This is a genomic window from Methyloceanibacter stevinii (assembly GCF_001723355.1).
Taxonomy (GTDB): domain Bacteria; phylum Pseudomonadota; class Alphaproteobacteria; order Rhizobiales; family Methyloligellaceae; genus Methyloceanibacter; species Methyloceanibacter stevinii.
The window spans coordinates 505,832-519,527 of the sequence record NZ_LPWE01000013.1; the positions used below are offsets into that span (position 1 = coordinate 505,832).

Consider the following 13,696-nt stretch of genomic DNA (forward strand, 5'->3'; position numbering starts at 1 on the left):
AGGCTATGGCACAAAAGAAGAAGACCACGGACCGCGCCAGCTCCAGAAGCGCCGCGCGCCTGGCCGCTGTCCAGGCCCTGTACCAGATGGACATGACCGGCATCGACCTCAACGATGTGGTTGCGGAGTTCCAGATGCACCGGCTGGGCCAGGTCGTGGAGGGGGACCACTATCACGAGGCCGAGGCCGAATTCTTCCACGATCTCGTCGATGGCGTGGTTCGGGAACAACGCCAATTGGATCCCATGCTCGATCAGCAGCTGGCCGAGGGTTGGCGGCTGAACCGGGTGGATTCCATTCTGAGGGCCTTGCTCCGCTCCGCCGCATTCGAGCTCTATATTCGCAACGACGTTCCGGGCCGGGTGGTGATCAACGAGTATGTCGACATCGCTCATGCCTTTTTCGACGGCGAGGAGCCCAAAGTGGTCAATGGGGTCTTGGATCGGCTGGCACGGAAGGTAAGGTCGGAGGAATTCGCCCGCGCCGCCTTGGGTGAGGGCTGATCTCAGGAACGGGAGCTGGCACCATGGCACTTGCGGGAGAGTTCGACATCATCGCCCGCATCTTTGCGCCACTTGCCAAGGAGTCCGGGGCGCTCGGCCTCAAGGACGACGCCGCCGTCCTGACCGTCACCGACGATCATCAGCTCGTGGTGACCTGTGACACGCTCGTCAGCGGCATTCACTTCCTGAGCGACGATCCGCCGGCGTCCATCGGCTACAAGGCCCTGGCAGTGAATCTGTCGGACCTGACGGCCAAAGGCGCGCACGGTTATGCCTATACGCTCTCTCTCGCGCTCCCGCGCGACACGCAGATGGATTGGCTCGAAGCTTTCGCTGTCGGGCTCGCCGAGGTGCAGGATCTGACGGGCATCTCTCTGATCGGCGGCGATACCACCGCCACGACCGGCCCTCTCACCATCACCATCACGGCGCTCGGCCTCGTGCAGCACGAGGCGGCGATCACGCGCCTTGGGGCGAAGCCCGGCGACCGCCTCTATGTGGGCGGCACGATCGGGGACTCCTGCTTGGGATTGAGACTTCTGAAAGACCCCTCGCTGGCGAAGATCTGGGGGCTTTCAGAAGAGGACGTCATCTATCTCACGGAATGCTACCGCCGTCCGCCGGTCGGCACGGTCGAGGCGCTCCTGGTCCGGAATTTCGCCAAGGCTCAAATCGACGTCTCCGACGGGCTGGCCGCCGATATCGAGAAGCTCTGTGCCGTCTCCCATGTCGGGGCCGAAATCGAGGCCGGCCGCGTGCCGTTCTCGGCGGCGGCACGCAAAGCACTCGAGGCCGCGCCGGATCTACTGCCGGACCTGCTGTCGGCTGGAGACGACTACGTGCCGGTAATCGCCGTTTCGGAAAGCTCGGCAGACCTCTTCGAATCAGAAGTTGAAGAGCAGGGCGTAGACTTCGCGCAATTAGGCACGGTCACGGCCGCGGACGGGATTCGTGTATTGGATGAGCGCGGCAACGAACTGACCCTGAAAAACAAGGGCTTTAGCCACTTCTAGCCTCGAAAACAGGTTTCTCCGTCCTTCGTACTAGGGGCGCGTGCGTCTGTTGCTTCTATGCCTCAACTTTGGCATTTTCCGCGGCGGCCTAAGTCCACACACGGGGGAAACAAGCGGCGGACACTTGCCATGTCGTTCAAGCAGCCGCGATTTATTCAAAGTCCAACAAATTCAATAATCAGGGACGGTCTTCTATGACATGGGTTCTCTATCTCATCATGGCTTGCGGCGCGCTTTCGATCGCGTACGGGGTTCTGACCAGGAAAGCGATCCTGGCCGCCGATGCAGGCACACCCAAGATGCAGGAAATTGCCGCCGCCATCCAAGAAGGGGCGCAGGCATATCTTTCCCGCCAGTATCAGGCCATCGGCCTGGTCGGGGTTGTGATCTTCATCATCCTCTTCTTCCTGCTCGGCATCTTGCCGGCCATCGGGTTCGCGATCGGCGCCATTCTCTCCGGCATGGCGGGCTATATCGGCATGAACGTCTCGGTCCGGGCGAATGTCCGGACTGCGCAGGCCGCCACCAAGAGCCTCGCGGACGGCCTTAGCCTCGCGTTTAAGTCGGGTGCCATCACCGGTCTTCTGGTGGCTGGTTTGGCGCTTCTGGGCGTCACGATCTACTTCTGGGTGCTGACAACGATCCTCGGTCACGACGCATCGTCCCGCCAAGTGATCGATGCGCTTGTGGCGCTTGGCTTCGGCGCCTCGTTGATCTCCATCTTCGCCCGCTTGGGCGGCGGCATCTTCACTAAGGGTGCGGATGTGGGCGGCGATCTCGTCGGTAAGGTCGAAGCGGGCATCCCCGAAGACGATCCGCGCAACCCGGCAACGATCGCCGACAACGTGGGCGACAATGTCGGCGACTGCGCAGGCATGGCCGCCGACCTGTTCGAGACCTATGTGGTCACGGTCGTGGCCACCATGGTGCTGGCATCGATCTACTTCACCGGCGCCCTGACCGAGCCGATGATGCTGTATCCGCTCGCCATCGGCGCGACCTGCGTGATCACGTCGATCATCGGCACGTACTTCGTCCGCCTGGGAGCCAGCAAGTCCATCATGGGGGCGCTCTACAAGGGCGTCATCGTGACGGGCATCCTGTCCCTGATCGCGCTGTGGCCGGTCACCGCTTTGATGATCGGCATGGATACGACCATGTCGTTCGGCGACGTCAGCTTTACCGGCATGTCGCTTTATCTGTGCGGCGTGGCTGGGCTCATCGTGACGGCCCTGATCGTGGTCATCACCGAGTACTACACCTCGACCAAGTTCCGGCCCGTGCACGAAATCGCGAAAGCGTCCGTCACCGGGCACGGGACGAACGTCATCCAGGGCCTCGCCGTGTCGCTCGAATCGACAGCGCTGCCCGCGCTCGTGATCATGGCAGGCATCATCGTCACCTTTAACTTGGCCGGCCTGTTCGGCATCGCCATCGCAGTCACCACGATGCTGGCCTTGGCGGGCATGGTGGTCGCGCTCGATGCCTTCGGTCCCGTGACCGACAATGCCGGTGGCATTGCCGAGATGGCGGGGTTGCCGGAAAACGTGCGTGAAACCACGGATGCTCTGGATGCCGTCGGCAACACGACCAAGGCCGTCACCAAGGGCTATGCCATCGGTTCGGCGGGTCTCGGCGCGCTGGTGCTGTTTGCAGCGTATACGGAAGACCTCAAATACTTCGCGGCCAATGCGGCGACGTATCCGTATTTCGAAGGGGTCGATCCCGCCTTCACGCTGTCGAACCCGTACGTGGTCGTCGGGCTCTTCCTGGGCGGTCTGCTGCCGTATCTGTTCGGCGGTATAGCCATGACGGCTGTGGGCCGCGCCGGCTCCGCCATCGTCGAAGAGGTGCGCCGCCAGTTTAAGGAGAAGCCGGGCATCATGAAGGGCGAGGATCGCCCCGACTATGGCCGTGCCGTGGACCTGCTGACCAAGGCGGCGATCAAGGAGATGATCGTTCCCTCGCTCCTGCCGGTCCTGTCCCCGGTGATCTTCTTCTTCCTGATCGACTGGATTGCCGGCAAGAGCGCTGCCTTCTCGGCGCTCGGCGCCATGCTGCTCGGCGTGATCGTCACGGGTCTGTTCGTCGCCATCTCCATGACGGCGGGCGGCGGTGCCTGGGACAACGCCAAGAAGTACATCGAAGACGGCAACCACGGCGGCAAGGGCTCGGAGGCCCATAAGGCCGCGGTGACCGGCGATACGGTCGGCGATCCCTACAAGGATACCGCCGGTCCCGCCGTGAACCCGATGATCAAGATCACGAACATCGTGGCGTTGCTGCTTCTGGCTGTGCTCGCACACCAATAGGAGCGGGCGGCCGTTGAGCCGCTGACGTAGAAAACCGGCCCCGTTCCTCGTCAGGAGCGGGGCTTTTCTTTGTAGGGTTAGAGGCCCGGGATGCCGGATTGGCCGGCGCCGGTCTGATCCTTGAACAGCTGGCGGTTGGCCAGGTTGCCGAACATCTGCTCGACGAAGCTCAGATCCTTACCGCGGGCAGGGGTCTCACCCTTGTAGTAATTGACGACTTGACCGTCCTTGATGCCGTAGCGGGCCACGTCGGTTACGCGTTCCGAGCCGTTGAAGTAGACGGCCACGACCTGCCGGTCGATCTCCCTGGGCTTCATGAAAGCGACGGTCTTCATGGTCGATGAGATATAGTAGTAGGCATCGCCGCCGATGGCGCTCGTGGTGTCGGGCGACCCGAGCACGGTCTTCACATCGGCCTTGGACATGCCCGGACGTACCTGATCGAGATCGACATCGATAAACACGTGCCCGTGGCGGTCTACCTGGCCGGCGCAGCCGAGCATGGGGGCCGCACCGAGAAACAGCGCCGCGAGCACGGGCCAGGTTGCCCTTGTCGGTGCTGGCTTGACGTTTCGCAAAATAGTGCGTTCCCCTCGATCAGGATCCCCAATAGGCCTGAAGTGGCCGAGAATCTCTGGTAGAAGCTAGACGAAATGCCTTGGTCTCTAAAGCCTTTCGCCAACCTGCTGCCTTCGGCCAAATCTTGGGCCAAAATCTTGGGCAGAGGCGCTCTTCATGCAGACGATCTTTATGATGCGATTATGGCGCAGGCGCGACTTCCAATTTATTACCAAACACTTGGCATTCCCGATACGCTTGAAGGACGGTTCTCGATCCTGACGCTCCATCTCTTTGCAGTCTTCCGCCGGCTGAAAGGCGGAGGCGCCGAGGCAACGGCCACGGCTCAAGCCCTGGCGGACCGGTTTGTGGCCGATATGGACACGGTTCTGCGCGAGATCGGCGTCGGGGACCTTGCGGTCCCCAAGAAAGTCCGCAAGCTCGTGGCGGGCGGCGCAAATCTCATCGACGGCTATGACCGGGCCGTTGCAGCCGGCGGACAGGCGCTGGAAACGGCTATTGCCGATGGCCTGCCGCTCGACGAGGCGGAGGCAAGGGCGGCGAGCGCGAAGCTCATACCCTATGTGAACGCGTTGCTAGAAGACCTGAAGGCGCAGCCGATCGAGGAAATTTGCGCCGGCCGGATAGGGTTCCCCGAAATTCCCGGCGAACGAGGCTCCTGACCATGACTCAATCTCTGAACGAAGACCAGCAACCCCCGCCGCTGACTCGCAAAGTCAAGCTCGCGACAGTGGAGCCGGGCGCCGACAAGACGATCGAGATCGGAGAGGACGAGCGCAAGGCCATCATGGACCTGCTCGAGCTGTTGGATCTCGAAGGGCTTAGGTTCGACTACCGTGTGCGGCAGGGTGCCGGCAAACGGGTGCACGTGACAGGCCGTCTGCGGGCGGATGTGGTCCAGACATGCGTCGTGAGCCTCGACCCGGTCCCGGCCAGGATCGACGTGCCGGTGCAGGCCGAATTCTGGCCGCAGGATAAGATCGTGGCGCTTCAGGAGCGCGCAGATGATCCCGCTCAGGCCGGAGAGACCGTTTGGCCCGAGCCCATTGAAGGCGACGCGATCGACCTGGGCCCGCTCGTCTACGAAACCCTCGCGACGGCGCTCGATCCGTACCCGAAAAAGACGGGTGCGGAGTTCGCGTGGTCGGACCCCAAACCGTTGGGGGAAACGCCAAAAAACAACCCCTTTGCGGTCCTCAAGGACCTCAAGAAATCCTGAGTTCCACGTGCAAGCAGAAAATCAGGTTGTCACTGACCGGCATTTACGTCTATTCGGGTTCGGTTTCCGGGGGTGCCACGGCGTATGCGCCTGGCCTTAATCTTCCAGATCGGTAGTGGAGAATGGCTGCTCCAGTCACCATAGCGCTCGACGCCATGGGCGGGGACCACGGCCCTAGCGTGGTCATACCGGCGGCGGCTCTCGCCCTCGTCAGGCATCCGAACATGCGCTTCATCCTCGTCGGCGATCAGGCTCAGATCGAGGCTGAGCTGCAGGGCCATGCCGAGCTCGCGGCCAAGTCCGAGGTCATCCACTCGGACGTCGCCATTGCGATGGATGCCAAGCCCAGCCAGGCGCTTCGCCGCGGGCGTTGGAAATCCAGCATGTGGCTCGCGATCCAGGCCGTTCGGGACGGACAGGCCCATGCCGTCGTCTCGGCCGGCAATACCGGCGCCATGGCCATGTCCAAGTTCTGCCTGAAGACGGTCAAGGGCATCGACCGGCCCGCCATCGCCGCCATATGGCCCACCGTGGATGCCGAATGCATCGTGCTCGACGTGGGCGCCAATGTCGGCGCGGACACGCGGCAACTGGTCGAATTCGGGCTCATGGGGGCCGCCATGGCCCGGGCGCTTCTCGGCATGGAGAAGCCTTCCATCGGCCTCCTGAATATCGGCGTCGAAGAGGTCAAAGGGGTCGAGCAGATCCGCGAAGCCGCGGCCGTCCTCAAGTCGGCACCGCTGCCCATCCGCTACCACGGATTTATCGAAGGCAACGACATCGGCCATGGCGCCGTGGACGTGGTCGTGACCGACGGCTTCACCGGGAACATCGCCTTGAAGACCGCCGAGGGAACGGCTAAGCAGATCGCTCAATACCTCAGAGCGGCCATGGGACAATCGTTCCTGTCCCGGCTTGGGGCGCTGCTGGCGCAAGGCGCATTCCGGGCCTTGAAAGAAAAAATGGACCCCCGTCAACTCAATGGCGGTATCTTCCTCGGCCTGAACGGAATTGTCGTGAAGAGCCACGGCGGGACCGATGAGACGGGTTTCGCGAGCGCGGTCGACCTCGCTTACGAAATGGCGTTCAGTGGCGTCGTCGAACGCCTTGGCGCCGACGTCGCGCATTTCCATGAAAAGCTCGAGCTGGACGGCGCGGCTTAAGCGGGCGGAGTAGGTTAGTTGTCGAATTTGCGGTCAGTGGTGAAGGGGGTCGGCGGCTATCTGCCGGACCGTATTGTCACCAATGAAGACCTGACCGCGACCGTCGACACCACCGATGAGTGGATCGTGGCCCGGACCGGCATCCGCGAGCGCCGCATCGTCGCCGACGGGCAACTCACATCCCACATGGCGATCGAGGCCGCGAAGAGGGCGCTCGATCACGCCAAGGTCGATGCCGAGGATATCGACCTGATCGTGCTTGCCACCTCCACGCCGGATCAGACATTCCCGGCCACGGCGGTCACAATCCAAGCCGAACTCGGTATCACGGAAGGCGCCGCCTTCGACGTGCAGGCAGTCTGCTCGGGCTTCGTTTTCGCTCTCGCCACAGCCGACAATTACCTGAAGAGCGGCCAATTCAAGCGCGCGCTGGTGGTCGGCGCCGAAGCCTTTTCGCGGATCCTCGATTGGGAGGACCGCTCCACATGCGTCCTGTTCGGCGATGGAGCGGGCGCCCTCGTGATCGAGGCGCAGAAGCCGAATGGCACGCCTCTCGAAAGAGGGGTGCTGGCGACGACCCTGCGGTCGGACGGCCGGTATCGCGACAAGCTCTACGTGGATGGCGGACCGTCCTCAACCGGAACGGTAGGTCATCTCCGCATGGACGGACCGGAGGTTTTCCGGCACGCCGTTACCAAGATTAGCGACGTAATACTGGAAACTTTGCAAAAAGCGGATCTGACCCCGGCCGACATCGACTGGTTCGTCCCGCACCAAGCAAACAAACGCATCTTGGACGGGGCGGCCCGAAGACTTGGTCTGGAGCGTGAACGGCTTGTCATGACCGTCGACAAGCACGCGAATACATCGGCGGCGTCGATTCCTCTTGCGCTCATGACAGCCTGCTCGGACGGCCGCATCAAGGAAGGTGACCTCGTTCTCTTGGAGGCGATGGGCGGCGGCTTCACATGGGGCGCGCTACTGATCCGCTGGTAAGTGCTGCGAAAGCCACACCTGTCGAGATTATGACGCAAAATCAGGAATTTGATACGACGGGCAATTGACCCATGCTTGCCCGCTCGGCTAGCATCCCTGCTCGTCCCGCGACTTTGGGGGAGCAGTACGACGATGGGCGGGAAGACACTGACACGGGCTGACCTTGCGGAAGCCGTGTTCAAAAAAGTTGGCCTACCGCGAAATGAGTCGGCGGAAATCGTGGAGCTGGTGCTCCGCGAGATCGTGTCGAGCTTGGAGAACGGGGACCAAGTCAAATTGTCGTCCTTCGGGTCATTCGGAATCCGTGAAAAAGGCGAGCGGATCGGCCGGAACCCGAAGACGGGCCAGGAAGTGCCCATTACGCCGCGGCGCGTGCTAGTCTTCCGGGCCAGCAACATCATGAAGCAGCGGATCAACGAGTCGTTGTCCGGGGGCAACTCCCAGGACTAGGGGGTTCCCGAGACGAGCGCCATCGATCCGCCGGGAGGAGTGCTTTGGACAAGGCACCCGAGGCCTTTCGCACGATCAGCGAAGTCGCGGATGAATTGGACGTCCCCAAACACGTCTTGCGGTTCTGGGAAGCCAAGTTCAGCCAACTCAAGCCCATGAAGCGGGGCGCGGCCGCCGCTACTATCGTCCGGAGGACGTGGCGCTTCTCAAGGGCATTAGGCTCCTGCTCTACAGCGACGGTTACACCATTCGCGGCGTTCAGAAGATCCTGCGCGAGCAGGGACCACGCTACGTGATGGAGTATCAGGGACTTAGCGAAGCGGGCGGTACCGACGACGAAACCATGGCGCCGGATATTCCCGACGTGGCCGCCGAGGTGGTCCGCAGTTCGATCTCGCAAGGCTTTGGCTCGGACGAGGACGATTTTGCGGCGCTGATCGACGAGCTCGAGAGCTGCCGTCAGATACTCGCAAATGCCGACCGGCAGGACTGAAGACCAGGACTGAAGGCAAAGAATTCCAGCGGATAGGCTGCTTTGGCTTGTCTCTATGGCGCGAACCGGTATATGCAGGTCGCCCAATACCGGAATGTCGGAGCGTAGCGCAGCCCGGTTAGCGCACCGGTCTGGGGGACCGGGGGTCGGGAGTTCAAATCTCCCGCTCCGACCACTTTTCCCCCACACAGCCAAATGACATCGCCAGTGCCGCGCCAGACTGTCGGCGCGGAACACACAGCGCGCGGCTGCTTGGCCGGCCAAAGACGTCGTTGTTTCGATGTGATGATTGCTTTGTAGGGAGGCGAAGCCGGGGCTCAAACCAGAAGAAGCCCTGCCAGATGGCAAGGCTCCCTCCGTTTCCCTCGTGCCCCCGCGTCAACGCGCGTTGGAGGCAATCTTACCGTCCCAATCTGGGCGAATATCGGGCAGTCGGACTCATTGATGAGAAAGTCCCCAACCTGTTGCAGATGGGTGACGGTTGGACGGTCCACAGCCAGGTGTTCGGAACACAATTTTGTCATTTTCTTGGGGTCGGGGCTGGTGCTATTATCCGTGCTAGTGACGGAGTTTCCCTCCTCCGTCCAGGTTCCCCCCCAAACAGGAACCATTTTGAAAGCCCCGGCAGCCCCCCGTCCGGGGCTTTCTTTTGTCCGGTATTCCAAGTGCATCAGCAGAAGCCTGCCGGGCGCCACCCAGTCCTAGGGCGCGGTCCTGCGCTGTGACGAGGGCGCCAAGGCCATTCCCCAGACCAGCGCCATGATCAGGTAGAAGTGCCGCCAATGGTCCGTGTCGACCACAAGCCCCTCGACGACCATTCCGAGAAACGCGGCCAGCAGCACGATACTGATGCCGTCGCTCCCGCGGTCGCGGATGACGAGCCGCAGCCCCAGGACGATCGTTGTCAGCACCAGCAGCAGGTAGAACGTTCCGCCGAGCCATCCCGTATTGAGATACATGTTGAGATAGACCTGATGCACGTCCTCGGGATGATGCAGCCGGGCGAATTCCAGCGCACCGATGCCGAGCGGATGTGATGCGACGAGCGCGGCCGCCTTCCGCTGACCACCGAAACGTCCCTCCGGTCCGACGTCATAGGACTGCTCGAAGCTCGCACGCTCGCCGAGTCTCTCGGAGATTTCCGGAACCGTCGCGATCGCCACCAAGCCGCCGACGATGACAAGGGCACCCATGATCCCCAGCGCCAGCAGCTTCGCCCGTTTGCGGTTCGATTCCGACATCACGAACGCAAAGAAGCCGTACGTGACGAGCCCTACGGCGGCATTGAGCCATGCGCCGCGCGAGTAACTGAGCAAGGTCGCCAGGACCAGCACCATCAGAACGGCGCTCCACAGAAGGGCACGCGAGGTGCGGCCGTTCAGCATGCCATTCAAGGCGTAGAGGATCGCAGGCACCAGAAAGGCGCCGAGCACGTTGGGGTCCTTGAAGGTGCCGCGCGCCCGGCCGAACTCGGTCAGAACCTCGTACAGGGCCGGCACCAGGTTGAAATAGCCGATCAAGGCGGCGATGGAGGCGATCAGCCCCGCGGTCACATAGGCCGACATGATCAGTCTCGTGTGCGGCGTCGGGTTCTTGGCGACGAATGCCGCGAGAACGAACGAGGTCAGAGCGAGGTAGAGCGTGATGGTGACGTGTTTGACCGGCACGGCGAAGATGCCTGCCTGGGTCGAGGCCACAAAGCCGCCGGCGACGATACCGCAGAGCAGGAGCAGGTAGACGGACAGGCCGCGAGGAAGAGCGATGAGGCCGGCGACCGGCAGGACGACCATGGCGCCGAGCAGCAGAACGTCATAGGGCGACGGTTCTACGTACACAAAGCAGCCGGTGACGATGACCAGCCAGAGATAGATCAGCACCAAGCGCTTGAAGCCGGGCCGCACGTGTCCGCCAGACCGGCCAACCGAATGCATCGGGGCAGGGACTTGAGCGTCTACTCCGCCGAAGGCCAGGGACACGGCATCGCTCCTAATAGGCGTTCTCGCCGCGGACGAGAGCGAGCGGCGTCATCAGGAGGATGTAGAGGTCGAACATCACGGACCAGTTCTCGATGTAGTAGAGATCGTGTTCCACGCGGCGTTCGATCTTTTCCGCCGTGTCGGTTTCTCCACGCCAGCCGTTGATCTGCGCCCAGCCGGTAACGCCCGGTTTCACCCGGTGGCGGGCGAAGTATCCATCGACTGCGTCGTGATAGAGCTTGTCGGCGGCTTTCGATTGGAGCGCATGCGGGCGCGGGCCCACCAGGGACAGATCGCCCTTCAGCACGTTGAAGAATTGCGGCAGTTCGTCGAGGCTGGTCCGGCGCAGGATACGCCCGACACGGGTTACCCGCGGATCGTCGCGGGTTACCTGTTCGAGGCCATCCGGGCTCTCGCCCTCGACATACATCGAGCGGAATTTGAGAACGCCGATCGTCTCGTTGTTGAAGCCCAAACGCTTCTGCTTGAACAAGACAGGACCTTTGGAATCCAGCTTCACGGCGATCGCGATCAACGCCATGACCGGCGCCAGCGCCACCACGGCGAAGAAGGCGACGATCTTGTCGAACAGCCACTTCTTGACGACGTCCCAATTGGCGATGGGCTTGTCGGTCAAATCGATGAAAGGCACGTTGCCGATATACGAATAGGTGCGCGGCCGGAACCTGAGAGGACTTCCGTGTACGGACAACCGAATGTCGACCGGCAGAACTTGCAGCTTCTTCAGCAGATGCAGCAAGCGCTGTTCCGCTGTGATCGGCAAGGTGACGATCAGCAAATCCAGACGTGAGGTGCGCGCATATTCCACGAGCTCGTTGATGTTCCCGAGCTTGGGATAGCCGGCGATGATGGGGGCAACACGATCGGCGCCGCGATCGTCGAAGACCCCGACGATCCGAATATCCGCATCGGCGGACGCCTCGAGGGCCTTGATGAGATTCTCGGCCTCCGGCCCGCCGCCGACAATCACGGCACGGCGGTAGAGGCGCCCTTCCTTGAGCCATTGCCTTGCCATGACCGAGACAAGCAGCCGCTCGACGAAGAGTACGCCGAGCCCCGACACGTACCAGGTGGCGATCCAGACGCGCGAAAAGTCCGCACTGATCTTGCTGAAGAACGCGATGCTCATCAGGCCGGCCATCACAATGGTCCAGGCGATCACGACGCGCGTGAAACTCGGTACGAAGGTGTTGAAGGAGGGAACCTTGTAGAGACCGAACACATCCGCGATCATCATGTAGCCGAGGGCGGCGACGAAGATGGCGACGAGATAGAAGAGATGGGTCCGGTCTCCCTCGTACTCCACATAGCTGAGGTAGATCGCAAGCCCGAGCAGAACGATGAGCAGGAACTCGACGACACGGACCACGCCGGAAACCACGACCGGCGGCATTAGTCGCAGCGTGCCGCCGCGCCGAATTTCGGCAAGCGGCGGGCGCGGGGCCTTGCGCCGATCCGGGAAGGGGGCCTCGTTGCCGCCTTGCTGTCCCCGGCGGTCTGCAGTGCGCTTTTGCGCGGCCGCGTCTAACTCGCTCATCCTTGCTCGATCCCGAAATGCGGCATCTGTGGCCGCTTGAACCCGATAGTGCGCACCAACGGACGGTGCGCTGTCGCATTGTCCCGACAGGCACTCTCGCATGGAGCAGCTTTTGGATCGGTTTAGCGTACAGCCTATCGGCCGACTGAGTAAGGCCAGGGTTAAGAAGCGGTTTAGGCAGCTTCGTCCGGGAGTTTGTGCAAGCCGGCGCCGAGATCGGTGATGTAAAAATCGACCACCTCTCGTGTCATCATGTCGACCGAGAAGACCTCCGCGACATGCTTCTGCAGTTCCGCGGCCCGCCGCAAATAGGGGCGCGGATCGGATAGGAAGCTGCGCAGCTGGCCGGCGAGCGCGTCGACATCGCCGGGCGGCACCAGCGGCATGGGGATGTCGCCTATGATTTCCGGGATGCCGCCAACCTTTGTCGCGATGATCGGCATTTGCGCGGCCGCCGCCTCCAGAAGAATGTACGGCAGCGATTCCGCAATCGAGGGAATGACCACGCACCGGGCGCGCACGAACGCGGTCCGCGCGGGTTGTGGGCCCGAGAAGGTGACCTGCTTTGCAAGCCCCAGCCGCGCGCCAGCCGCTTGAAATGTTTCTCGGTCGGGCCCGGAGCCGACAATTATGGCCCGCCCGGGAAAGACGCTCTGCTGTTGAGCCAGCGCCTCCAAGAACACCTGAACACCCTTGAGCTTGCGCAGTTCGCCGACAAACACGAAGTCGACTGCATCGTCGGCAAGGAGCGACTCGTAGAACTCGTGCCGTTGCAGCCCGTTGTAGATCACCCGGGCCGGGCACTCGGGACGGCCGACCAGTTCCGCATAGCGATTACCGGCATACATGCTCTCGAAGATGAAGCCGTCGGTCAGCGGCATGAGCTTGCGCTCGAGTCTGAAATAGAGCTTCCCGGAAAGGGACGAGGGCGAATAGTGGATGACGCCGCCATGGGGCGTGTAGACGACCTTCGTATTCTTCCTCTTGCGGAGTGATTTCCCGGCAAGGCGCGCATAGGCACCGCCCTTGGCGCCATGACCGTGGAGCACATCGACTCCCAACTTACGGCCAATTTTTGCGATGCGCCGGTAGACGCTCCAATCGCTGAGGTGAAGCTTGCGCGCCATGGGGATCCGCGTGACCCCCAGGCTGCAGTTGTCTCGAAGCCGGCGTAGTGCCACGTCGCTTTCCGCGTCGCCCGTTGTGGAATCGCAGACAATGCCGACTTCCGCCCCGAGCTCCGCTTGCCCGAGCGCCAGATCGTGCACGTGGCGAAAGAGCCCGCCGACAGGCGCGCGTAGACAATGCAGTATCCGGAAATTTGAGCTCACGGGAACCGGAGGCCTTGAGGAGGAGTGGCGATCTCGCTCAGAGCATTAGAACACGCGTTGGAGGACGTAAATAGTGTCGCCCGGCTGGACGGGATGAATCGGT

General features: G+C 62.1%; 12 protein-coding genes, 1 tRNA gene and 1 pseudogene. 10 read left to right on the forward strand and 4 right to left on the reverse strand.

All coding sequences use genetic code 11. The annotated features are described in order from the left end of the window. Nucleotides 1-5 precede the first annotated feature (5 nt). The 3 genes from nusB (at nt 6) to AUC70_RS14560 (ending at nt 3,828) form a co-directional block, all read left to right on the forward strand. Nucleotides 6-503 carry a transcription antitermination factor NusB gene (gene nusB, locus AUC70_RS14550; RefSeq protein WP_069445534.1) on the forward strand — a complete coding sequence of 166 codons (498 nt, stop codon included), beginning with the start codon at nt 6-8 and terminating at the stop codon, nt 501-503. 23 nt (nt 504-526) lie between these two features. Further along, the gene (thiL, locus tag AUC70_RS14555; protein WP_069445483.1) at nt 527-1,516 is read left to right on the forward strand and encodes a thiamine-phosphate kinase; all 990 of its coding nucleotides are present in this window, start codon (nt 527-529) and stop codon (nt 1,514-1,516) included. Nucleotides 1,517-1,710: 194 nt separating this feature from the next. Continuing rightward, nucleotides 1,711-3,828 carry a sodium-translocating pyrophosphatase gene (locus AUC70_RS14560; protein ID WP_069445484.1) on the forward strand — a complete coding sequence of 706 codons (2,118 nt, stop codon included), beginning with the start codon at nt 1,711-1,713 and terminating at the stop codon, nt 3,826-3,828. Nucleotides 3,829-3,905: 77 nt separating this feature from the next. Here AUC70_RS14560 and AUC70_RS14565 read toward each other — a convergent pair whose 3' ends face one another. Beyond that, nucleotides 3,906-4,406 (reverse strand): outer membrane protein assembly factor BamE, encoded by a 501-nt coding sequence (locus tag AUC70_RS14565; RefSeq protein ID WP_141702152.1) that lies wholly within the window; start codon nt 4,404-4,406, stop codon nt 3,906-3,908. A gap of 183 nt (nt 4,407-4,589) precedes the next feature. Here AUC70_RS14565 and AUC70_RS14570 point away from each other — a divergent pair, with 183 nt between their 5' ends. The 7 genes and pseudogenes from AUC70_RS14570 (at nt 4,590) to AUC70_RS14600 (ending at nt 8,903) form a co-directional block, all read left to right on the forward strand. Continuing rightward, the gene (locus tag AUC70_RS14570) at nt 4,590-5,069 is read left to right on the forward strand and encodes a ubiquinol-cytochrome C chaperone family protein (protein ID WP_158007466.1); all 480 of its coding nucleotides are present in this window, start codon (nt 4,590-4,592) and stop codon (nt 5,067-5,069) included. Between the two features lie 2 nt (nt 5,070-5,071). After that, entirely contained in the window at nt 5,072-5,626 is a 555-nt protein-coding gene (locus AUC70_RS14575; RefSeq protein ID WP_083241617.1) for a YceD family protein, read from the forward strand. A gap of 122 nt (nt 5,627-5,748) precedes the next feature. After that, complete coding sequence (gene plsX, locus AUC70_RS14580) at nt 5,749-6,789, forward strand: phosphate acyltransferase PlsX (RefSeq protein WP_069445486.1); 1,041 nt, start codon at nt 5,749-5,751, stop codon at nt 6,787-6,789. An 18-nt stretch (nt 6,790-6,807) separates the two neighbouring features. Next, on the forward strand, nt 6,808-7,785 hold the full coding sequence (locus AUC70_RS14585; RefSeq protein ID WP_069445487.1) for a beta-ketoacyl-ACP synthase III: 978 nt from the start codon (nt 6,808-6,810) through the stop codon (nt 7,783-7,785). A gap of 132 nt (nt 7,786-7,917) precedes the next feature. Then, entirely contained in the window at nt 7,918-8,235 is a 318-nt protein-coding gene (locus AUC70_RS14590; protein ID WP_045366968.1) for an integration host factor subunit alpha, read from the forward strand. A gap of 44 nt (nt 8,236-8,279) precedes the next feature. After that, nucleotides 8,280-8,533: pseudogene (locus AUC70_RS18215) on the forward strand (MerR family transcriptional regulator); the annotation flags it as partial. A gap of 293 nt (nt 8,534-8,826) precedes the next feature. Next, nucleotides 8,827-8,903, forward strand: a tRNA-Pro gene (locus tag AUC70_RS14600). Between the two features lie 526 nt (nt 8,904-9,429). Here AUC70_RS14600 and AUC70_RS14605 read toward each other — a convergent pair. The 3 genes from AUC70_RS14605 to AUC70_RS14615 all read right to left on the reverse strand — a co-directional run bounded on the left by AUC70_RS14605 (nt 9,430) and on the right by AUC70_RS14615 (nt 13,593). Beyond that, entirely contained in the window at nt 9,430-10,704 is a 1,275-nt protein-coding gene (locus tag AUC70_RS14605; protein ID WP_141702153.1) for an O-antigen ligase family protein, read from the reverse strand. 10 nt (nt 10,705-10,714) lie between these two features. Then, nucleotides 10,715-12,262 carry an undecaprenyl-phosphate glucose phosphotransferase gene (locus AUC70_RS14610; RefSeq protein ID WP_069445489.1) on the reverse strand — a complete coding sequence of 516 codons (1,548 nt, stop codon included), beginning with the start codon at nt 12,260-12,262 and terminating at the stop codon, nt 10,715-10,717. Between the two features lie 173 nt (nt 12,263-12,435). Next, nucleotides 12,436-13,593 (reverse strand): glycosyltransferase family 4 protein, encoded by a 1,158-nt coding sequence (locus AUC70_RS14615; RefSeq protein ID WP_083241618.1) that lies wholly within the window; start codon nt 13,591-13,593, stop codon nt 12,436-12,438. Between the last annotated feature and the right edge of the window lie 103 nt (nt 13,594-13,696).

What these genes read in the sequence shown, in the direction of transcription:
- nusB (WP_069445534.1), top strand. Translation starts at nt 6, where the DNA reads ATGGCACAAAAGAAGAAGACCACGGACCGCGCCAGCTCCAGAAGCGCC.
- AUC70_RS14570 (WP_158007466.1), top strand. Translation starts at nt 4,590, where the DNA reads ATGGCGCAGGCGCGACTTCCAATTTATTACCAAACACTTGGCATTCCC.
- AUC70_RS14610 (WP_069445489.1), bottom strand. Translation starts at nt 12,262, where the DNA reads ATGAGCGAGTTAGACGCGGCCGCGCAAAAGCGCACTGCAGACCGCCGG.
- thiL (WP_069445483.1), top strand. Translation starts at nt 527, where the DNA reads ATGGCACTTGCGGGAGAGTTCGACATCATCGCCCGCATCTTTGCGCCA.
- plsX (WP_069445486.1), top strand. Translation starts at nt 5,749, where the DNA reads ATGGCTGCTCCAGTCACCATAGCGCTCGACGCCATGGGCGGGGACCAC.
- AUC70_RS14560 (WP_069445484.1), top strand. Translation starts at nt 1,711, where the DNA reads ATGACATGGGTTCTCTATCTCATCATGGCTTGCGGCGCGCTTTCGATC.
- AUC70_RS14575 (WP_083241617.1), top strand. Translation starts at nt 5,072, where the DNA reads ATGACTCAATCTCTGAACGAAGACCAGCAACCCCCGCCGCTGACTCGC.
- AUC70_RS14590 (WP_045366968.1), top strand. Translation starts at nt 7,918, where the DNA reads ATGGGCGGGAAGACACTGACACGGGCTGACCTTGCGGAAGCCGTGTTC.